Consider the following 20084-nt stretch of genomic DNA (forward strand, 5'->3'; position numbering starts at 1 on the left):
GGCCTCCTTTGCGGGTTTTTTTCTTTTCCCCCCCCCCCCCCCCCCCCCCCCCCCCCCCCCCCCCCCCCAACACCCCCCCCCCCCCCCCCCCCCCCCCCCCCCCCCCCCCGTCGCCGTCGGCCAGGGGCGCCTACCGGCGCGGCTGCTGCGGCACGCGTGGCAGCACGAACGGCGGCCCGGAGTAGATCAGGTCGGCCTTCAACTCCTGGTACGCCCGCTTGGGCTGGTAGTTCTCGTCGTACACGGTGGCCAGTCCCTCGGGCGGGTTCTTGAACCAGCCCGGCACCCAGGAGTGCCTGTCGGTGAAGCCCCAGAGCGTGAACGACAGGCAGTGCGGCTCGGCCAGGCAGGCCCGCAGCAGCACGGTGAAGTTCGCCGCCGACGCCTGCAGCCTCGGGTTGATTTCGGCGGAGTCGCCGGCCCGGACGCCCTCGGTGAGCTGGCTGCGCACGTCGACCTCGGTGAACGCGGTCGCCAGCCCCAGCCCCGCGAACTTCTTCAGCGCCGCGGCGACCTGGAAGGTGTCGTAGTTGCCGTACTGGGTGCCCAGGTGGCCCTGGCTGCCGATCCCGTCGATCGGCACGCCCTGGACCCGCAGGTCACGGGCCATCTCGTAGACGAACTGCGTCTTGTCGTTCGCCGGGTCGCCGGAGCCGAAGGCCTCGATGTTGTAGTCGTTGTAGAACAGCAGGGCGGCCGGATCGGCGGCGCGTGCCCAGCGGAACGCGTCGGCGACGTAGCCCGGCCCGAGGTGCTGGGCCCAGAATCCCTTGTAGTGCAGCGTGGACGGGGTGTCCCACGGGTCGCTGACCGCCTCGTTGACCACGTCCCACTGCCAGATCCTGCCCTTGAAGTGGGTGACCACGGCGGTGATGTGGTCGCGCAGGATCTGGCGCAGCTCCGTGGTGCTGATCGAGCCGTCGGCGACCCCGCTGGTCAGCCAGGCCGGCAGTTGGTTCTGCCAGACCAGCACGTGCCCGCGGACGCGCTGGTGGTGCTGGCGGGCGAAGACGAGACCGGGCACGCACCCGGCCGGCCGTGTGGCTTCCGGAACTTCCGAAGGTTCTTCCGCAAGTAGCCCGAAAGATTACGGAGGTCGATGTCGCCCGTCAACCGCCGACGGCGCGGTCAGTCCTCCCGGTAGGTGGCCCGGTCGAAGTCGGCGTACCCGCCGTCGCCGCCGAGGTCCTGCACCCACAGGCCGAGGAAGGCGCCGGTGAAGCCCCAGGCCGCCGGTTCGCCGTCGATGATGAGCGCGGCGTGCTCGTCGGAGAGGATCGTCGCGTCCAGGTCCACCGGCAGCTCCCGCCAGCCGGCGCCCAGGTCGTACCCGAAGCGCGCCACCGGGCCGTCGAGCCGCGCGCGCAGCCCGACCCGGACCGCGTCACCGACGTCGACGGTGAGGTCCGGATGGGCGGTCCGCCGGCCCTGGTCGCAGCTGAGCAGCTCCAGCACCACCCGGCCGTCGTCGGCCCGGGTCAGGTAGAGGTAGTGCCAGTTGAGGGTGTTGTAGTAGGCGGTCAGGCCGGCCAGGTGCCGGTGGTCGACGGGATCGAACTCGACCACGGTCTCCAGCTCGCACCGCTCGGCGCCCACCCGCCGGCCGACCAGGCTCGGGGTCTGCCTGCCGACGGGCGACTGCCCACCGTGGATCCGCAGGTGCGACGGGCGCGCCCGGAGGTCGAGCCAGTCCGGGCTCGCCGGCCGGCGCAGCGTCGACCAGCAGGCGGCCAGGGCGGGCGCGTCGAAGTGGTCGGTCGCCGGCACGTCCGGCCAGGGATGCGCGGGCAGGTCCGGCGCGGGGATGGCGTCGGCCGGCACCCCGCCCGGGATCCGCGGCCACCCCCCGGCGGGCCAGTCGACCCGCTGTATCGCGGTCTCCCGGCCGAGCACGCACCTGCCCCGGGGCGAGTACGGGCGTGCCACCAGGTGGGCCAGGTACCAGTCGCCGCGCTGCGTTTCCACCAGGCAGCCGTGGCCGGCCTTCTGCAACCGCAGGTCGGGGCGGCCCGCGGAGGTGAGCAGCGGACCGGTGGGGTCGGCCAGGTACGGTCCGAGCAGGTGCCGGGAGCGGGCGACCGTGACCTGGTGCTCCCAGCTGGTGCCGCCCTCGGCCGTGACGAGCCAGTACCAGCCGTCCCGCCGGTACAGGTGCGGCCCCTCGGTCAGGCCGGCCGCCGTGCCCTGGAAGATGATCCGGGCCTCGCCGACCAGCCGCCGCCGCTCACGGTCGTAGCGCTGGATCTCGATGCCGGCGAAGCGGTCCCGCCCCGGCCGCCAGTCCGCGCTCATGCTCAGCAGCCAGGTGCTGCCGTCGGCGTCGTGGAAGAGCGAGGCGTCGAAGCCGTGCGCGTGCAGCTTCACCGGATCCGACCACGGCCCGCCGATGTCCGGGGCGGTGACCAGGTAGTTCTGCGGGTCCCAGTAGCCGCTGGCGAAGCTGGCGACGTCACTGTAGACCAGGTGGAAGAGGCCGTCGTGGTACGTCAGGTCGGGCGCCCACACGCCGTTGGAGTCGCCGCAGCCGCGCAGGTCCAGCAGCCGGCGGTCGGTGATGATCCCGCCGAGCGCGCGCCAGTGCACGAGGTCGCGGGAATGGTGCACGCGGACCCCCGGGTACCACTCGAAGGTCGAGGTGGCCAGGTAGTAGTCGTCACCCACGCGCAGGATCGAGGGATCGGGGTGGAACCCGGTGAGGACGGGGTTGCGGATCGACCGGGCGGTCGTGGTCACGTCTGCGATCTCGGTCGACATGTACGGCTCCTCGGGGTCGCTTCGGCGCCGAATTTCCGGAACGTCCACGCCGGAAGTTTCAGGAATCCCGCCCACCGTATCGGCATGCGGCGACGGACGACAGAGCCTTGACCCTGACCGGAGCGCGCCGTAACGTACCCGCCATCACCCCGAAATATGTCGGCACTTCGATGGAAGTTCCGGGACCAGTTCTCGCGGCCGTCGTCGGCTCAAGCGATGTCGAAGGGGCGGCCCGTGACCTCAGACGATTCCCGGAAAGTCACCATCGCGGCGATTGCACGCCTGGCCGGCGTCTCGGTGCCGACCGTCTCGCGGGTCATCAACGGCCGCTCCGACGTCTCGCCGCAGACCCGGGAACGGGTCGAGGAACTGCTCGCCCGGCATGGTTACCGCCGCCGCCCGCCGCGGATGCGGGCCAGCTCCGGTCTGGTCGACCTGGTCTTCAACGACCTGGACAGCCCGTGGGCGGTGGAGATCATCCGTGGGGTCGAGGACGTCGCGCACGGGGCCGGCGTCGGCACCGTGGTGTCCGCGATCCACCGGCGCAGCTCGTCGGCCAAGCAGTGGCTGCACAACATGCGCATCCGCTCCACCGAGGGGGTCATCTTCGTGACCTCCACCCTGGAGCCGCCGTTGCAGGCCGAGCTGCGCCGGCTCAACATCCCCGTCGTCATCGTCGACCCGGCCGGGGTGCCGCCGCAGGAGGCGCCCACAATCGGTGTCACCAACTGGGTGGGCAGCCTGCGCGCCACCGAGTACCTGCTCGGTCTCGGCCACCGGCGGATCGGCTTCATCGCCGGGCCGCCCCAGCTGATGTGCAGCCGTGCGCGCCTCGACGGCTACCGGGCGGCGCTGGAGGCCGCCGGTCTCGGCGTCGACGACAAGCTGGTCTGTTCGGGCAACTTCTATCACGAGGCCGGGTTCGCCGGCGGCAACCGGCTGCTGGGCCTGGCCGACCCGCCCACCGCCATCTTCGCCTCCAGCGACCAGATGGCCCTCGGCGTCTACGAGGCCGTACGACGACGCGGCCTGCGGGTGCCGGACGACGTCAGCGTCGTCGGCTTCGACGACCTCCCCGAGGTCCGGTGGTGCTCCCCGCCGCTGACCACCGTCCGGCAGCCCTTGGCCGAGATGGGCATGCTCGCCGCCCGCACGGTCCTGCGCCTGGCTCAGGGGGAGCGGATCGAGAGCCCCCGGGTGGAGCTCGCCACCGAACTCGTCGTGCGCGACAGCGCCGGTCCCCTGGTTGCCTGACCACGGCGAGGCGCTGCGGCCTCAGCGGTAGGGGCGGCAGGACGACCGGATGACCAGCTCCGTGGGCAGCCGGATGTGCGTATCGCGTTCGACGCCGCCGATCAGGTCGATGAGCAGGCGCAGCGCCTCGGCACCCATGCGCTGCAGCGGCTGCATGATCGTCGTCAGCGGCGGGTTGACCAGCGCCGACTCCGGGACGTTGTCGAAGCCGATCACCGACAGGTCGTCGGGCACCGTGAGGCCCATGCTCCGGGCGACGTCCATCGTGGAGATCGCCGAGAGGTCGTTGCCCGCGAAGATCGCGGTGGGCCGGTCGGGGAGCGCGAGCAGTTCCGCGGCCGTGCCGGCGGCGCTCTCGATCCGGAACCCGCCGACGCGTACGAGCCGTTCGTCCACCGGCACGCCGGCGTCGGCCATGGCCTTGCGGAAGCCGGCCTCGCGCAGGCGGGCCGACTCGAGGTCGGCGCGTCCGCTGATGTGCCCGATGCGGCGGTGACCGAGGGACAGCAGGTAGTTGGTCGCGAGTACGGCGCCGGCGAAGTTGTCCGAGTCGACGGTGGGCAGGCCGGACGGGCCCGTGTGCGGGTCGACGGCCACGACGTGGAAGCCGTGTTTGGTCTCGACCACGGTCGGCGTGACGATCACGGCCCCGTCGATGAGGGTGCCGGACAGGCGGGCCAGCGAGCGCCGTTCCCAGCCGATGGCCGCACCCTCGCCGTCGCCGCTCGAGTAGGCCAGCAGTTGGTAGCCGCTGCCGGCGACCTCCCGGGACGCCCCCTTGAGCAGCTCGGTCGAGAACGGCTCGAACTCGGCGACCAGGATGCCCAGCACGTTCGTGCGGTGGCTGCGCAGGCTCTGCGCCCCCAGGCTGGCCTCGTAGCCGAGCTCGTGGATCACCTGCTGAACGCGCTCCACGGTCGCCTGTGCCACGCCGTACCGCCCATTGACAACCTTCGATACAGTTGCCACCGAGACGCCGGCGGTACGTGCCACGTCCGACATCTTGACGCGCTCCGGGAACACCACGCCGACGATGATAGAGCCGCCGCGGCGGCCCCGTCATCGGCGACTCGAAAACGTTATCGATACCGATTGACATCAAGTTACACGGCTGTAAAACTCCCCCGCAGGCCGAGTACCGCGACTGACTAGTCGAGGAGACATCGATGGCGACGAAGCGCCGTGCAGGTGCCGTCCTGGCACTGCTTATGACAAGCACTCTCGTTGTCGCCGGGTGCAACAGCGGCGGCGACGACGAAGCCTCCACCACGAGCGAGCTCTACAAGAACCCGGTGACCCTGACCTGGTGGCACAACGCGCCGCAGGACGGGCCCGGCAAGACCTACTGGGAGAAGGTCGCCAAGGACTTCTCCGCGCTGCACCCGACCGTCAAGATCGAGATCGAGGCGATCGAGACCAACCAGCTGCAGCGCACCCGGATCCCCGCCGCGCTGCTGAGCAACGACCCGCCGGACGTCTTCATGTCGTGGGGTGGCGGCGAGCTGCGCGAGCAGGTCGAGGCCGACTACCTCAAGGACATCACCGACCAGGTCAAGACCGAGGTCGCCAACATCGGCAGCGCGGCCGAGATCTGGCAGGTGGACGGCAAGCAGTACGGCCTGCCGTTCCGGATGGGCATCGAGGGCATCTGGTACAACAAGGACATGTTCGCGAAGGCGGGCATCACGGCTCCACCGGCCACCTTCGAAGAGCTCAACGCCGCGGTCACGAAGCTCAAGGCCATCAACGTCACCCCGATCGCCGTGGGTGCCGGTGACAAGTGGCCCGCCGCGCACTGGTGGTACAACTTCGCGCTGCGCGACTGCTCGGTCGACACTCTGAAGAAGGCGTCCACCGACAAGGCCTTCGACGATCCGTGCTTCGTGAAGGCCGGCCAGGACCTGAAGGCGTTCATCGACACCAAGCCGTTCCAGAACAACTTCATCGCCACGCCGGGCCAGAACGACCCGACCAGCGCCAACGGCCTGCTCGCCAACGGCAAGGCCGCGATGGAGCTGATGGGCGACTGGAACCGGGGCACGCTGGACAACGTCGCCACGGACAAGGCCAAGCTCGCCAAGTTCCTCGGCTGGTTCCCGGTGCCGGCGGTCTCCGGTTCCGCCGGTGACCCCAAGGCGGCCCTCGGCGGCGGCGACGGGTTCGCCTGCGCCAAGAACGCCCCGGCCGAGTGCGTCGAGTTCCTCAAGTACATCGCGAGCCCCGAGGTGCAGAAGGGCTACGCCGCGACCGGCCAGGGCCTGCCCGTGACCAAGGGTGCGGAGGCCGGCATCCAGGACCCCGCCCTGAAATCCATCCTGCAGGCCACCGCCGAGGCGAGCTACGTCCAGCTCTGGCTGGACACGGCCTACGGCAGCACCGTCGGCACCGCGATGAACGACGGGATCGTCGCCATCTTCTCGGGTAACGGGACGCCGGAGAAGGTCGTCTCGGGGATGAAGGCAGCCGCAAGCAAGTGACCTCCACCGACGAGACCCGGTTCCCCGCCGGCGGCGTCTCCGCGCCGCCGGCGGGCCTCCGGCCCGCCGGGCGCACATCGTCCCGCCGGGCCGAAACCCGCCGTAAGTGGTACGAGATCATCGGGCTCACGACACCGGCGCTCGTGATCTACGTGATGTTCGTGCTGGTGCCGATGGGCTTCGCGGTCTACTACAGCCTGTTCCGGTGGCGTGGGGTCGGACCACCCACCGAGTACGTGGGCTTCAAGAACTATGTCCTCGCCTTCCAGGACCCGATCTTCGTCGACGCGCTGCGCAACAACGCGATCATCGTCTTCGGGTCGCTGCTGATCCAGGGACCTCTCGCCCTGGGCATCGCCCTGCTGCTCAACCGTCGCTTCCGCGGGCGCGCCGTGTTCCGCCTGCTGGTGTTCGTGCCGTACGTGCTCGCCGAGGTCACCGTCGGCATCATGTGGAAGCTGATCCTGACCGACGGCGGCACGGTCGACGCCCTGATGCGGTCACTCGGACTGGGCGGCCTGGTGCAGGCGTGGCTCGCCGACCTCGACATCGTCATCTGGACGATGCTGTTCGTCCTCACCTGGAAGTACGTCGGCTTCGCCATCATCCTCCTGCTCGCCGGCCTGTCGAACGTGCCGGACGAACTGACCGAGGCCGCGGCGATCGACGGCGCGAGCTGGTGGCAGACCCAACGCCACGTCACGCTCCCGCTGCTCGGCCCGACGATCCGGATCTGGATGTTCCTGTCGATGATCGGTTCGCTGCAGGTCTTCGACGTGATCTGGGTGACCTCGGTGCCCGCGGTGCGGTCCCTCGGGGCGTCGGACACCATGGCGACGTACATGGTGGACAACGGCTTCTTCGCCCGGCTGTGGGGCTACGGCAACGCGGTGGCCGTGATCCTCTTCGTCATCTCGTTCGTCGCGGCGCTGCTGTTCCAGCGCTTCCTCCTCCGCCGGGACATCGAGGGCGCCATCACCAGAAAGGCGAACTGACTGTGGCCACGAACTCCGTCCTTACCCGGTCCGCCGAGCGCCGGCCGGTGCAGTGGAGCACGCCGCTCACGTACGCGCTGGCGCTCGCGGTCGCGGCCGTGTCGATCGCCCCGATCCTCTACGTGGTCGTCGGCGGTTTCCGCACCACCCCGCAGATCGTCGCCGACCCGGCCGGCCTGCCCGACCCGTGGGTCTTCGACAACTACGCCCGGGTGCTGACGAAGAGCAACTTCTGGCAGCAGGCGTTCAACAGCGGAGTGATCGCCCTCGGTACCACGCTCGGCGTCGTGGTGCTCGGCATGGCCGCCGCGTTCGTGCTCGCCCGGTACGCCTTCCGGGGGCGTGAGGCGCTCTACACCTTCTTCACCCTCGGCCTGCTCTTCCCGGCCGGGGCGGCGATCCTGCCGCTCTACCTCATGCTGCGTGACCTGGATCTGATCAATTCCTACTATGCGGTGATCCTCCCGCAGGTCGCCTTCCAGTTGCCGCTGACGATCGTGATCCTGCGGCCCTTCCTGTCCGCCATCCCCCGCGAGTTGGAGGACGCGGCGGCGATCGACGGCGCGAGTCGGCTCGGCTTCCTCTGGCGAATCGCGCTGCCGCTGTCGCGGCCCGCGCTCGTCACCGTCGGTGTCCTGGCTTTCGTGGCCAGTTGGAACGCGTTCCTCCTGCCGCTGCTCGTCCTCGGCGACGTCAGCCTGCACACCCTGCCGCTGGGCGTGCAGAACTTCTCGAGCCAGTTCTCCACCGACACCGCCGGCGTCCTCGCCTTCACGTCGCTGGCGACGCTGCCGGCGCTGTTCTTCTTCACGCTCGCCGAGAAGCAGATCGTCGGTGGCCTGCAGGGTGCGGTCAAGGGCTGAGCGGCAGCGGTACGAGCACAACCAATGGAAAGGCACAACATGACAGAGGTCCACGCGGTGGTGGACGGGCCGGCACCGGCCCAGGCAGGTCCGGACCACGACCGGACGGACGGGCAGGCCGGCGAGGCACGCGTACGTGAGCTGCTCGGCCGGATGACGATCGAGGAGAAGATCGCGCAGCTCGTCGGCTTCTGGGAAAAGGAGGACGGCGAGGCGGTCGCACCCCTGCAGGGCGAGTTCGGCGACACCGTCAAGCTCGAGGACTTCGCCCGGCACGGACTGGGCCATCTCACCCGGGCCTACGGCACCCGCCCGGTCGACGCCGCGGCCCGCGCGGCCTGGCTGTGGAAGTTCCAGCGGGACCTGGTGACGGGCACCCGGCTGGGCATACCGGCGATCGTCCACGAGGAGTGCCTCACCGGGCTCTCGGCGTGGAAGGCGGCGACCTTCCCCACGCCGCTGGCCTGGGGTGCCGCGTTCGATCCCGAACTGGTCACCGAGATGGCTGCGGCGATCGGGGCCTCGATGCGGGACCTGGGCGTCCACCAGGGGCTCGCGCCGGTGCTCGACGTGATCCGGGACCCGCGCTGGGGCCGGGTCGACGAGTGCATCGCCGAGGACCCGTACCTGGTCGGCACCATCGGCACGGCGTACGTGCGTGGCCTGCAGTCGCAGGGGGTGCACGCCACTGTGAAGCACTTCGCCGGCTACTCCGCCTCGCGCGCCGGGCGCAACTTCGCCCCGGTGCACGCCGGCCCCCGCGAACTCGCCGACGTGCTGCTCCTCCCGTTCGAGATGGCGATCCTCGACGGCGACGCGCGCAGCGTCATGCACTCCTACGCGGAGATCGACGGCGTGCCCGTCGCCGCCGACCCGACGATGCTGACCGGCGTCCTGCGGGACAGGTGGGGCTTCGACGGCACGGTGGTGGCCGACTACTACGCGGTCGCGTTCCTCAACCTGCTGCACCACGTGGCGGGCGACCACGCGGAGGCGGCCGCGCAGGCGCTGACCGCCGGGGTCGACATCGAGCTGCCGACGGGCGACGCCTACCTGACCCTGCGGGAGACGGTGGCGGCCGGCACGCTCGACGAGGCGCTCCTCGACCGGGCGGTGCTGCGGGTGCTGCGCCAGAAGCGGGACCTCGGGCTGCTCGACGCGACCTTCACGGACGAGCCGCCCCAGGCGGCCGACCTCGACTCGCCGGAGCACCGGTCGATCGCCCGCCGCCTCGCCGAGGAGTCGGTCGTCCTGGTCGCCAACCGGGACGTCCTTCCCCTGCCCGCGGGCCGGCGGGTGGCGGTCATCGGCCCGAACGCGGACCGGCAGGGCGCGCTCTTCGGGTGCTACTCGTTCCTCAACCACGTACTCGTCCAGCATCCCGGCGTGGAGACGGGTATCGAGGTGCCGACGGTGCTCGACGCGATGCGCGTCGAGCTCGGCGCCGACCTCGTCACCCGGGCGCGCGGCTGCGACGTGGACAGCGACGACCGGTCCGGTTTCGCCGAGGCCGTCGCCGCGGCAGCCGCCGCGGAGGTCGCCGTACTGGTCGTCGGTGACCACGCCGGCCTCTTCGGACGCGGCACCGTCGGCGAAGGCTGCGACCGGGACGACCTGGAGCTGCCCGGGGTCCAGCGCGAGCTCGTCGAGGCGGTCCTGGCGACCGGCACGCCGGTCGTCCTCGTGCTGGTCACGGGCCGGCCGTACGCGATCGGCTGGGCGCTGCCGCGCTGCGCGGCGGTGGTACAGGCGTTCTTTCCCGGTGAGGAAGGCGCCGCGGCGATCGCGGGCGTGCTCTCCGGGCGGGTCAACCCGTCCGGCCGGCTGCCGGTCAGCCTACCCGGGTCGGCCGGGGCGCAGCCGTACTCGTACCTGCATCCCACGCTCGGTGAGGGCAGCGAGGTGACCAACCTGCCGGCGGCGCCCGTGGCACCGTTCGGCCACGGCCTGTCCTACACGACGTTCGCGCACGCCGGCCTCACCGCGCCCGCCACGGTGCCGACCGACGGGCCGCTGCAGGTGACGGTGCGGGTGACGAACACCGGCGCGATCGCCGGCGACGACGTGATCCAGCTCTACGGCCGCGACCTGGTGGCCTCGGTGACCCGGCCGGTGGCGCAGCTGCTCGGATACCGGAGGGTCCACCTGGAGCCCGGCCGGTCCGTCACGGTCGAGCTGACCGTCCCCACCACCCGCCTGGCCTTCTCCGACCGCACGCTCACCCGGGTCGTGGAACCCGGTGACGTCGAACTCTGGGTCGGCACGAGCGCGCGGCGGGACACGCAGGCGCTGACCACACTGGTCGGTGACACCGTTCCGGTCACCAACGCCTCCCCGCGCTGGACGACCGCCGAGATCAGGTGAGGTCGCTCCGCTGCGGCCGACCAGCAACCATCATCCGCGGAGCGACCCGGCCGGTCGACAGTCAGAACAGCGTTGACGGCCCGACCGGCGCCGGCTCGGGCAGCGGCGCGACCCCGAGCAGCCGCGCCCGGACCTGGTCGTGGAACCGGCGGGCGAGCTCCGGCGCGTCGGCGTTGTCCGGCGTGTGCACGAACACCGTCGGCGACCGGCCCTCCCGCAGCCAGCCGGTCACCACGTCGAGCCACGGCTGCCACCCCGCCACCGTCCGCGCCGGGTCGTCGCGGCCGAGGTACCGAAGGATCGGCCGGTCGGTCAGCGCGCGGGTGCGCAACGGCGTACGCGGCTTCTTCAGCCACGCGTCCCGCTCCGCGTCGCTGGTCGGCGGGGTACGGAAGAAGGCGGTGGTGTCGAAGGGCACCCACTCCGCGCCGACCGTGGCGAGCGCCTCCTCCAGCGTCCGGACCGCCCGCGGGTCGTCGAAGAACGCCGGGTGGCGGACCTCCACGGCGTACCGGTGCGCGGCGGGCAGCCCGCGCAGGAAACGGGCGAGCGCGGGCACGTCGGCGGGGCCGAACGAAGCCGGCAACTGGACCCACAGGGCGTGGGCGCGCCGGCCGAGCGGCTCGATCGCGTCCAGGAAGCCGCGCAACTGCTCGTCGGCGCCGGTGAGCCGGCGTTCGTGCGTGACGACCTTCGGCAGCTTGAGTACGAACCGGAAGTCCGGGGCGGTCTGCCGCGCCCACGACGCCACCGTCTCCCGCGACGGCGTCGCGTAGAAGGTGGTGTTGCCCTCGACCGCATTGCACCAGCCGGCGTACGCCCGCAGTCGCTCGTCGGCCCGCAGCGGGTGTGCCAGGAAGCGTCCCTGCCAGGACCGGTGCGTCCACATCGCGCATCCCACGTGCAGGCGCATCCGACCCTCCCTCGTCCACCCGGCGACCCGGCCGCGGGTACGGTATCCGCCCGGACGATGCGGCGGCGTCGCCGGGGCGGCTCAGCGGACGATCACGAGGTTGGCCATGTCGACCACCGGCCGGTAGCCGAGCGCGGCGTAGATCTTGTTCGAGGTCGGGTTGGCCTGGTCGGTGAAGAGGCAGGCCCGGGCGCCCTCGGCCAGGATCCGCCGGGACACCTCGGCGACCGCGTTGCTGGCCCAGCCACGCCCGCGCTCGGCCGGCGGCGTGTACACCGGACCCACCCGGGCCACCCCGAACGCCGGCGGGTTGGCGGCGGTGAGGTGCACCCGTCGCCCGGCCTCGTCGACCCAGAACCACACCCGCCCGCCCCGGATCCGGCGCAGTATGTCCGCCCGGTCGGGCACCTCGTGCGCGCTGGCGCCGCGCGGACGTCCCGCCTGCTCGTCGGCGTCGCCCATGAACGCGGCGAACCACTCCGTCGCCAGCTCCAGGTCGTCCTCGGTGGCGACCGTCAGGTGCCCGGGCACGGGCGCCGGCGGGACCAGCTCGCCCAGCTCGTGCAACCGGGTGTGCTGGCCGACCTCGACCCGGCCGCCGCCGAGCCGGGCCAGCTCGGCGGCGCACAGCTCGGCGGCGGGAAGGGCGCCGTTGACCGCGAGCACCTCCTCGCCGCGCTCGTGCAACGTGGCGGCCAGCGCCATCGCCGCCGCGTCCGGCATCGGCAGCAGGAACGGCGGGTACGGCGCGAACGGCGCCGCGCGCATGCCGACGCCGACGATCGCGCCGGCGGTGCCCCGGACCACCAGCCACCAGTCCCGCGCCGGCGGCACGAGTCCGTCGGCCCGGTGGGCCGACAGTCGGTGCGCGACGGTGGTCACCACCGTGCTGACCACCGGGTCGGCGGCCAGATGGTCGCCGGCCGCGGCGAGGAACTCGCCGGCATCACGGAGGAACTGCAGACGGGGGCGGGTCGTCGGGTGCGCGCTCATCAGCGGACGCTAACCGGGCCGGACGGCACACCGCACCGGGATTCCGCCGCCGCCGGCCGGCGCTCAGCGCAGCCCGCGTACCGCCCGCACCGCCGCGTCGACCTCGTCCTCGCTGTTCGCGATGGTCGCGCCGAACCGCAGGTACGACCGGTTGTACGGGGTGCTGCTGGCGATCACGCCGGCGGCGGCGAGGCGGCCCACCGCCTCACCCACCGGCACGTTGGCCACGTCACAGCAGGCGATGCCGGCGGAGAGGTCGGCCGAGCGCGGGGTGACCAGCCGTACCCCGCGGATGCCGGCCAGGCCGTCCTTGAGCCGGTCGGCCAGTTCCCGGGTCCGCGCGGCGACCCGCTCCCGACCGATCTGGCGGTGGAACTCGAACGCCGCGGCCAGCGCCCACCGGTGCTCGAAGGAGTGGTAGCCGCCCGGCGTGTGCGCCGGGCCGCCGGACGGCGGCCGCGGGCCCGTGCCGCCGTACAGCCACGCGCCGATGCTGCGCCGGTCGAAGGAGGGGATCACCGGGGTCATCCGGTCCCACGCCCGCGCGCTGCCCCAGACCAGTCCGGTGCCCCGCGGCCCGAGCAGCCACTTGTGGCAGCCGGAGACCAGGACGTCGCAGCCGAGCTGGGCCGGGGTCACCGCCTCGGCGCCGAAGCCGTGCACCCCGTCGACGCAGACCAGCGCCTCCGGGCTGCGCGCCCGGACCACCTCGGCGAGCTGCCGGATCGGCAGCCTCACCCCGGTGCTGGAGTGCACCCAGGTCAGCGCGACGACCCGGGTACGCGTGGTGACCGCCGCGGCGAGGCTGGCGGCGATCTCGTCGACCGAGGTCACCGCCGGGTCCCGGTAAAGGCGCACCCGGCGGACCCGCACCCCGTCCCGCTCGGCCCGCAGCCGCAACGACTCGTGGGTGGCGTAAAAGTCGTGCTCGGTGGTCAGCACCTCGTCGCCGGGAGCCAGCCGTACCGAGGTGTAGAGCAGGCCGAGGCCCATCGTGGTCGAGTCGGTCAGCGCGATCTGCTCGGGGCGGGTGTCGAGGTGGTCGGCGGCCGCCGCGAGCACGCCCTGGTCGAGCTGTTCCTCGTTGGCGCCCAGGTAGCCCAGCGCGTCCCGGTCGAGGCCGTCCCGGTACGCGGCGACGGCGGCCCGGACCGGGGCGGGGTGCGCCGCGAAGACGAAGGTGGCCAGGTGCGCCCGGCTGCGGTCGAGGGCGAACTGGGCCCGCACGCTCGCCCAACTCGTCGGGTCGAAGGCGGGTGCGCCGGCGCTCGGGGTCGCGGCCGGCGGCGGGTCCGGTTCGCAGCCGGCGGCCAGACCGGTGACGCCGGCCGCCGCGGTCACGCCGAGCAGACTCCGTCGGGTGAACTGCATGGCATCCATCGTCCACGGTGAACGTCACGTCCCGGTCACCGTGGCGCCGGGGCCTGCGGCTCGCGTCTGCCGCGTACGCTGCCGCGGGTGAGCGCACCGACCCGCATCCTGGTCTACGGGGTGTACGGCGCCGGCAAGTCCACCCTCGCCGCGCGTCTGGCCGAGCGGCTCCGGCTGCCCTGGTACTCGGTCGACGACCTGCTCTGGCAGCCCGGCTGGGTCGAGGTGCCGGTCGCCCGGCAGCGCAGCCGGATCGAGGAGATCTGCCGGCGGGACCGCTGGATCCTCGACGGGGCGTATCACGGATGGCGGGACGTCCCGCTCGGCCGCGCCGACCTGGTGGTTGGCCTGGACTACCCGCGCTGGCGTTCGTTCGGGCGGTTGCTGCGCAGGACCCTGCGCCGGCTGGTGACGGGGGAGGAGATCTGCAACGGCAACCGCGAGTCGTTGGGCAGCGTCTTCTCCGGGGAATCGATCCTGGTGTGGCACGTCGCCGCGTTCGGCCGGGCCCGCCGCCGCATGCGGGCCTGGCAGGCCGACCCGTCCGGGCCAGCGGTACTGCTGTTCCGGTCCCCGGCGGCCCTGGAGGAGTGGCTGGCCGGCCTGCCGCGGCGCTGAGGGGCGGCTCACGCCGTCATCGGACGGTGATGACCACCTCGGCGTCCAGGGTCGACTCCGTCTGCGGGGAGCGCCGTCTGACGCCCGGCCACCCCGTCCGTTCGGTGAATCCACGCGTCGTCCCGCGCCGAGGGACCTAACGTCGGTCGGCAGGGACGATCGGCCGGGCGACGGGAAGGGACGGCGGGATGGGGCGCGACAGCGCGGGGTGGCGTCCGGCCTGGCCGCGACCGCCGCAGCCGGCGCCCCGGGACCGTACGGTGACCCCGTTCGAGATCTTCTTCGACGTGGTCTTCGTGTTCGCGCTGACCCGGATCATGGCCCTGATCGGGCGCGAGCCGACCCCGGCGTCCATGGCGCAGGGGCTGCTCCTGCTGGTGCTGCTCTGGTTCGCGTGGTCGTCGTACGCCTGGCTGGGCAACCAGACGCGGGCCGACGTGGGCCTGGTCCGCGCGGGTTTCCTGGTGGCCATGGCGGCGCTCCTCGTCGCGGCGCTGGCCATGCCCCAGGCCTGGACGTCCGGGCCGGGCCTGGACGGGCCGCTGCTCGTCGCATCGGCGTACGTGCTGCTGCGCGTGGTCCATCTGGTCCTGTACCACTGGGCGGGGGCGGGCGTGCCCGGACTGCGGGCCCGGATCCGGTTCTTCGGGGCGGTCAGCGCCGTCGGCTGGGTGCCGCTGTTGCTCGGCGCGTTGCTGGGCGGGGCGGCGCACGCCGTGCTCTGGGTGGTGGCGTTCGTCATCGAGATCGGCGGCCAGCGCCTGTCGTACGCGTGGCGTGGCGCCTGGCCGCTGCACAGCGCGAGCCACTTCGTCGAACGGCACGGGCTGGTGCTGATCATCGCGCTCGGTGAGTCGTTGAGCGCCGCCGGGGTGGGCGCGGCGTCGGCGGTCACCGCGCCCCCGGTCCTCGGCATGGCGCTGGTCGGCCTGGCGGCGACCGCCTGCCTGTGGTGGCTCTACTTCGTGCACGCGGCGCCCACCGGCGCCCGTGCGCTGGCCGGGGCGGCGGGGGAGCGGCGCGACCGGGTGGCCGCGGACGCCTACAGCCAGACCCACCTGTTGCTGATCACCGGGGTCATCTACCTCGCGGTCGGCGTCGAGCAGGTGCTCGCGCACGTGGCCGAGGCGCACCTCGGCGACCGGCCCGGTGAGCCGAGGCTGAGCTGGTCGGCCGCCGTCGCCCTGTTCGGCGGGGCCGCGCTCTACCTGGCCGGCCGGCTGCTCTTCCGCCGGTTCACCGGACAGCCGGTCCGGCCGGACCAGCTGGCCGTCGCCGTGGTCGCGCTGCTCCTGCTGCCGCTGGGCCGGGTGCTGGCGCCGGCCGCGGCGCTCGGCGTGCTCGCCGCCCTCCTGCTCGCCGGGGTGCTCGCCGAACGGCTCGTCGCATTGCGCCGGGGCGGCCGGGCGCCGGTGACGGGTGGGAGTCGAATATCCGATCGACGTGACGGAGGCGGCACCGGGCTCCCCTGACGCGCCGCCGGCAAGTACTCTCCGCTCGGAGAGGAACGCGATGATCAGTCGTCGAAAGTTGATCGCCACCGGTGTGGGTGTCACAGCCGGCCTGGTGACCGCAGGATGCACCAGGGGTGGCTCGTCCGCCGCCACCTGGTCGCAGCCCGGTCAGGCCGGCGAGAGCAGTCCCGCCGCGGGCGAGGTACGGGTGACCGTCACGCCGGCCGCCGATGCCACCAAGGTGTCGCCGCTGGACCAGGTCGTGGTGGCGGTCGAGGCCGGCAGCCTCAAGGACGTCACGGTGACCGCCGGTAGCAAGACCATCGCCGGGAAGCTGGACGACGACGGCCTCACCTGGCGGTCGACCGGCAAGCTGGCCTACAACAAGACGTACACGGTCAGCGTGTCGGCGGCCGACGCCGCCGGCACGGTGACCCAGCACAAGAGCACCTTCCGCACCCTCAAACCGTCGGGGGTCGCCTCCGTCGTGTTCCAAGCGAACAAGCTGGCCGCCCTGCAGGACGGCGGCACGTACGGGGTCGGCCTGCCGATCATGGTCAACTTCAGCCGATCGGTGAAGAACCGCGCCGAGGCGGAGAAGTCGATGCTGGTGGAGACCACGCCGGCGGTCGAGGGGCGGTGGCGCTGGATCGACGGCCAGAACGCGCACTGGCGGCCGGCGAAGTACTGGACGCCGGGCACGAAGGTCTCCGTCAAGATCAACCTGTTCGGCAAGGACCTCGGCAAGGGCGTCTACGGCGGGACCAATGCCAGCACGAGCTTCACCATCGGCCCGTCCCGCATCGCCATCGCCGACGCCAGCACCCACCGCATGAAGGTCTGGATCGACGGGAAGATGGTGCGGGACATCCCGATCAGCATGGGCAAGGGCGGCACCGCGATCGGGGCGAACGGGGAGGAGATCAGCTACTGGACCCGATCCGGCCCGCACGTGGTGATGACCCGGGAACCCTCGCACCGGATGACCTCGGCCAGCTACGGGGTCACCGATCCGAAGGACCCCAACTACTACGACGAGGTCATCAAGCTCTGCCTGCGGATCTCCTACTCGGGCGAGTTCGTGCACATGGCCGACTGGAACATCGGCGTGCAGGGCAGCCAGAACACCTCGCACGGCTGCATCAACGTCGGTCCGGACAACGCCCGCTGGTTCTACGACACGTTCCGGCTCGGCGACGTGGTCGACGTGCGCAACACCCCGCGGCGGATGACGCTCACCGACGGTGTGGGCGACTGGACCATCCCCTGGGACAAGTGGTGACCTCCGGGTCACCGGCCGGGGTCGCCATCGGATGACGGCGGCCCCGGCCCGTTCCGGCCGGAACACCGTCACCTCCTTCCCCAGCCGACACACGGACGACGCGAAGGGCGGGCGGCCGCCGCCCGAGCCGCCGCCGCGACCAGGACCGGGCAACCGGTACGTCCGCGACCGCCCGGGTGTGGAACCGACGCCAGCGGGAAGGCACCCCGCGGCGCCCGCGAACCGCTCGTGCGCCACGGCGTTGGGGGAGGCATGAGCGCCAGGACGTTCATCGTGGTCGGCGGAACCAGCGGTCTCGGTCTCGCGGTCGCCCGGCTGCTCGTCGACGAGCACCAGGTGGTCGTGCTCGGCGACGTGGCCGACGAGGTCGACGCGACGGCCGAGGAGCTCGGCTGCGGTGCGATCCTCTGCGACATCTCCTCCTACCAGCAGGTACGGGACGCCTTCGCCGAGGCCGCGGACCGGTACGGCACCATCGACGGGGTGGCCGACTGCGCCTCCGTGTGGGCCGGCGGAGACCTGGCCGAACTGCCCCCGGAACGCATCCGCCGGGCGATCGAGGTCAACGCGCTCGGCACCACGTACGTGCTCAAGGTGGCCCTGGACCACCTGCACCGGCAGGGCTTCGGCAACGTGGTGTACGTCGGTGCGATCGCGGTGACCCAGCCACGCCCCGGCATCCCCGTCTACCGGGCCACCAAGAGTTACGGCAGCAGCCTCGTCGAGTCGCTGGCCGAGGCGCAGCACAGCAACCGGGTCAAGGTGATGCAGGTGCTGCCGGGGCCGATGCCGACCCGGTTGCAGGAGCGGGTCGGCGACCAGTTCCTCGACGAGGTCTACGCCCTGCCCGACCAGGTCGCCACCGAGGTCGTACGCCTGCTCCGGCTCGCCCCCGACGACCTGTACGTCTCCGGCGAGCTCGTGCTGCGCGCGGACGGGCGGTGGTAAGCGCCACCGACGCCACCGCCGAGCCGTCCGTCTCGGCGTGGTCGCCGCTGCGCACCGCGGTCTACCGCAGCCTGTGGCTGGCCCTGCTGGCCGCGAACATCGGCACCTGGATGCAGACCGTCGGCGCCCAGTGGCTGCTGGTGCACCAGGCGAACGCGTCCACCCTGGTCGCCCTGGTGCAGACCGCCAGCCTGCTGCCGATGCTGCTGCTGGCCCTGCCGGCCGGCGCGCTCGCGGACACCTTCGACCGTCGGCACCTGCTCATCTCCGTACAGCTGTTCCTGGTCGCGGTGGCCGCGGCGCTGACGCTGCTCACCGCGACCGGCCGGATGCCGCCGGCCCTGCTGCTCACTCTCACCTTCGCCTTCGGCGTCGGTCAGGCGCTCACCCTGCCGGCCTGGGCGGCGGTGATCCCCGAGCTGGTGCCGCGCGAACAGCTACGGGCGGCCTCCGCGCTCGGCTCGATCAGCGTCAACGTGGCCCGGGCCGTCGGGCCGGCCACCGCGGGTGTGCTCATCGCGAAGGTGGGCGTGGCGCCGGTGTTCGGCCTCAACGCGGTCGCGTTCGTGGTCTACGCGCTGGCGCTGTTCCGGTGGCGACCCGGCGACGCTCGCGCGGTGGAGGTGCCCGAGCGGTTCACCGCGGCGCTGCGCGCCGGCGGCCGGTACGTGCGGCACTCGCCGACCGTGCGCCGGCTGCTACGCCGCGCGCTGGTCTTCGTCATCCCGGCCAGCGCGCTGTGGGCGCTGCTGCCGCTGGTGGCGAGCCGCCGGCTGGGCCTGGACTCCAGCGGGTACGGCCTGCTGCTGGCGGCACTCGGGGTGGGCGCCATCCTGGGCGGCCTGCTGTTGCCGTGGATCCGCACCCGGCTGACCGCCAACCAGTTCCTGCTGGTGGCCGGTGCCCTGTACGGGGGGACGCTGATTGTGGTGGCCTCGGTCCGGATCGTCCCGGTGGTGCTGATCGCCCTGCTGCCGGCCGGGCTAGCCTGGGTGACCGTGCTCGCCAACGTCAACGCCGAGATCCAGCTCTTCCTGCCCGGCTGGGTACGCGCCCGCGGGCTGGCCGTCTACCAGGTGGTCCAGGGTGGCGGGCAGGCGGTCGGCGCGCTGATCTGGGGTCTGGTGGCCGACATCGGCGGCCTGGTCATTGCCTTCGGTGTGGCGGCCGCCCTGATGCTGGTCGGCGCGGTGACCTCGCAGATCTGGCCGCTGCCCGACCTGCGCGGGGTGACCCGGGACCCGGCCGCCTACCGGCCGCCGCTCACCCTGGCACTGCAACCGGATCCCCGGGTCGGGCCGGTGCTGGTGACCGTCACCTACACGATCCGGCCCGAACGGGAGGCCGAGTTCCTCGACGCGATGGAGCACGTCCGGGGGTCGCGGCAGCGTACCGGGGCGATGCGGTGGGGGCTGTTCCGGGCGGGTGAGACGCCGGACCAGTTCACCGAGGTCTACCTGGTGCCGTCGTGGGACGAGCACCTGCGCCAGCACGGCGGCCGGTTGACCGAGGCGGACGAGCGGGCCGAGTATCGGGCGCGGGATCTTGCCGACGGCGCACCGGAGGTGCGGCACCTGCTGCCGGCCGCGGCCGAGTGGACGGTCGACGTCGGCCGGCAGGCGGCCTGACCGAAGCGGCCCAGCCACCGGGGCCGGCGGCCAGGTGAGCCCGGTGGCTCCGCCACGTCCCGGCGAGCTCTCAAGGCCGACCACCTCACACCCATTGACATGAACCTATGTCCGGATGGGATCATTCGGCAAAGCCGGCGGCGCGGTCACGAGCCGGCGCCGCGACTGCA

The 20084-nt window shown here is 72.3% G+C and carries 16 protein-coding genes; 10 read left to right on the forward strand and 6 right to left on the reverse strand.

From position 1 onward, the window contains the following. Positions 1 to 130: 130 nt before the first annotated feature. A complete protein-coding gene (locus ACZ6S5_RS18150) occupies positions 131 to 1024 on the reverse strand; it encodes an endo-1,4-beta-xylanase (protein WP_466001760.1) in 894 nt (297 codons plus the stop codon). Positions 1025 to 1128: 104 nt separating this feature from the next. After that, positions 1129 to 2754: a glycoside hydrolase family 43 protein gene (locus ACZ6S5_RS18155; protein WP_466001762.1), complete on the reverse strand. Its 1626-nt coding sequence runs from the start codon at positions 2752 to 2754 to the stop codon at positions 1129 to 1131. A gap of 234 nt (positions 2755 to 2988) precedes the next feature. Here ACZ6S5_RS18155 and ACZ6S5_RS18160 point away from each other — a divergent pair, with 234 nt between their 5' ends. Then, positions 2989 to 4008, forward strand: coding sequence for a LacI family DNA-binding transcriptional regulator (locus ACZ6S5_RS18160; protein ID WP_466001764.1), 1020 nt, complete (start codon positions 2989 to 2991; stop codon positions 4006 to 4008). 21 nt (positions 4009 to 4029) lie between these two features. Here the strand turns inward: ACZ6S5_RS18160 and ACZ6S5_RS18165 are convergent, their stop codons facing one another. Next, entirely contained in the window at positions 4030 to 5034 is a 1005-nt protein-coding gene (locus ACZ6S5_RS18165) for a LacI family DNA-binding transcriptional regulator (protein ID WP_466001766.1), read from the reverse strand. A gap of 182 nt (positions 5035 to 5216) precedes the next feature. On the opposite strand from ACZ6S5_RS18165, the gene ACZ6S5_RS18170 reads away from it, so the two are divergent. The 4 genes from ACZ6S5_RS18170 to ACZ6S5_RS18185 are packed head-to-tail and all read left to right on the forward strand — an operon-like array spanning position 5217 to position 10707. Continuing rightward, positions 5217 to 6485: an extracellular solute-binding protein gene (locus ACZ6S5_RS18170; protein WP_466001768.1), complete on the forward strand. Its 1269-nt coding sequence runs from the start codon at positions 5217 to 5219 to the stop codon at positions 6483 to 6485. Beyond that, positions 6482 to 7480: a carbohydrate ABC transporter permease gene (locus ACZ6S5_RS18175; protein WP_466001770.1), complete on the forward strand. Its 999-nt coding sequence runs from the start codon at positions 6482 to 6484 to the stop codon at positions 7478 to 7480. The genes ACZ6S5_RS18170 and ACZ6S5_RS18175 overlap by 4 nt, the downstream gene beginning before the upstream one ends. After that, on the forward strand, positions 7477 to 8343 hold the full coding sequence (locus ACZ6S5_RS18180) for a carbohydrate ABC transporter permease (protein WP_466001903.1): 867 nt from the start codon (positions 7477 to 7479) through the stop codon (positions 8341 to 8343). The genes ACZ6S5_RS18175 and ACZ6S5_RS18180 overlap by 4 nt, the downstream gene beginning before the upstream one ends. Before the next feature lie 39 nt (positions 8344 to 8382). Further along, positions 8383 to 10707, forward strand: a complete 2325-nt coding sequence (locus ACZ6S5_RS18185) for a beta-xylosidase/alpha-l-arabinosidase (protein WP_466001772.1) — start codon at positions 8383 to 8385, stop codon at positions 10705 to 10707. Positions 10708 to 10768: 61 nt separating this feature from the next. On the opposite strand, the gene ACZ6S5_RS18190 is transcribed toward ACZ6S5_RS18185, so the two are convergent. The 3 genes from ACZ6S5_RS18190 to ACZ6S5_RS18200 all read right to left on the reverse strand — a co-directional run bounded on the left by ACZ6S5_RS18190 (position 10769) and on the right by ACZ6S5_RS18200 (position 13984). Next, the gene (locus ACZ6S5_RS18190; RefSeq protein ID WP_466001905.1) at positions 10769 to 11596 is read right to left on the reverse strand and encodes a DUF72 domain-containing protein; all 828 of its coding nucleotides are present in this window, start codon (positions 11594 to 11596) and stop codon (positions 10769 to 10771) included. A gap of 105 nt (positions 11597 to 11701) precedes the next feature. Next, positions 11702 to 12613: a GNAT family N-acetyltransferase gene (locus ACZ6S5_RS18195; protein WP_466001774.1), complete on the reverse strand. Its 912-nt coding sequence runs from the start codon at positions 12611 to 12613 to the stop codon at positions 11702 to 11704. Between the two features lie 63 nt (positions 12614 to 12676). Continuing rightward, complete coding sequence (locus ACZ6S5_RS18200; protein ID WP_466001776.1) at positions 12677 to 13984, reverse strand: aminotransferase class V-fold PLP-dependent enzyme; 1308 nt, start codon at positions 13982 to 13984, stop codon at positions 12677 to 12679. 87 nt (positions 13985 to 14071) lie between these two features. Between ACZ6S5_RS18200 and ACZ6S5_RS18205 the strand changes: the two genes are divergently transcribed. The 5 genes from ACZ6S5_RS18205 to ACZ6S5_RS18225 all read left to right on the forward strand — a co-directional run bounded on the left by ACZ6S5_RS18205 (position 14072) and on the right by ACZ6S5_RS18225 (position 19914). After that, complete coding sequence (locus tag ACZ6S5_RS18205) at positions 14072 to 14602, forward strand: P-loop NTPase family protein (RefSeq protein ID WP_466001778.1); 531 nt, start codon at positions 14072 to 14074, stop codon at positions 14600 to 14602. A gap of 260 nt (positions 14603 to 14862) precedes the next feature. Next, positions 14863 to 16074 carry a low temperature requirement protein A gene (locus ACZ6S5_RS18210; RefSeq protein WP_466001780.1) on the forward strand — a complete coding sequence of 404 codons (1212 nt, stop codon included), beginning with the start codon at positions 14863 to 14865 and terminating at the stop codon, positions 16072 to 16074. A gap of 40 nt (positions 16075 to 16114) precedes the next feature. Then, complete coding sequence (locus tag ACZ6S5_RS18215; RefSeq protein WP_466001782.1) at positions 16115 to 17338, forward strand: L,D-transpeptidase; 1224 nt, start codon at positions 16115 to 16117, stop codon at positions 17336 to 17338. A 252-nt stretch (positions 17339 to 17590) separates the two neighbouring features. After that, positions 17591 to 18286 carry an SDR family NAD(P)-dependent oxidoreductase gene (locus ACZ6S5_RS18220; protein ID WP_466001784.1) on the forward strand — a complete coding sequence of 232 codons (696 nt, stop codon included), beginning with the start codon at positions 17591 to 17593 and terminating at the stop codon, positions 18284 to 18286. Continuing rightward, positions 18280 to 19914, forward strand: a complete 1635-nt coding sequence (locus ACZ6S5_RS18225) for an MFS transporter (RefSeq protein WP_466001786.1) — start codon at positions 18280 to 18282, stop codon at positions 19912 to 19914. Before ACZ6S5_RS18220 ends, ACZ6S5_RS18225 begins: the two co-directional genes overlap by 7 nt. Positions 19915 to 20084: the final 170 nt, after the last annotated feature.

The sequence above is a fragment of the Micromonospora sp. NPDC051924 genome (assembly GCF_055586005.1).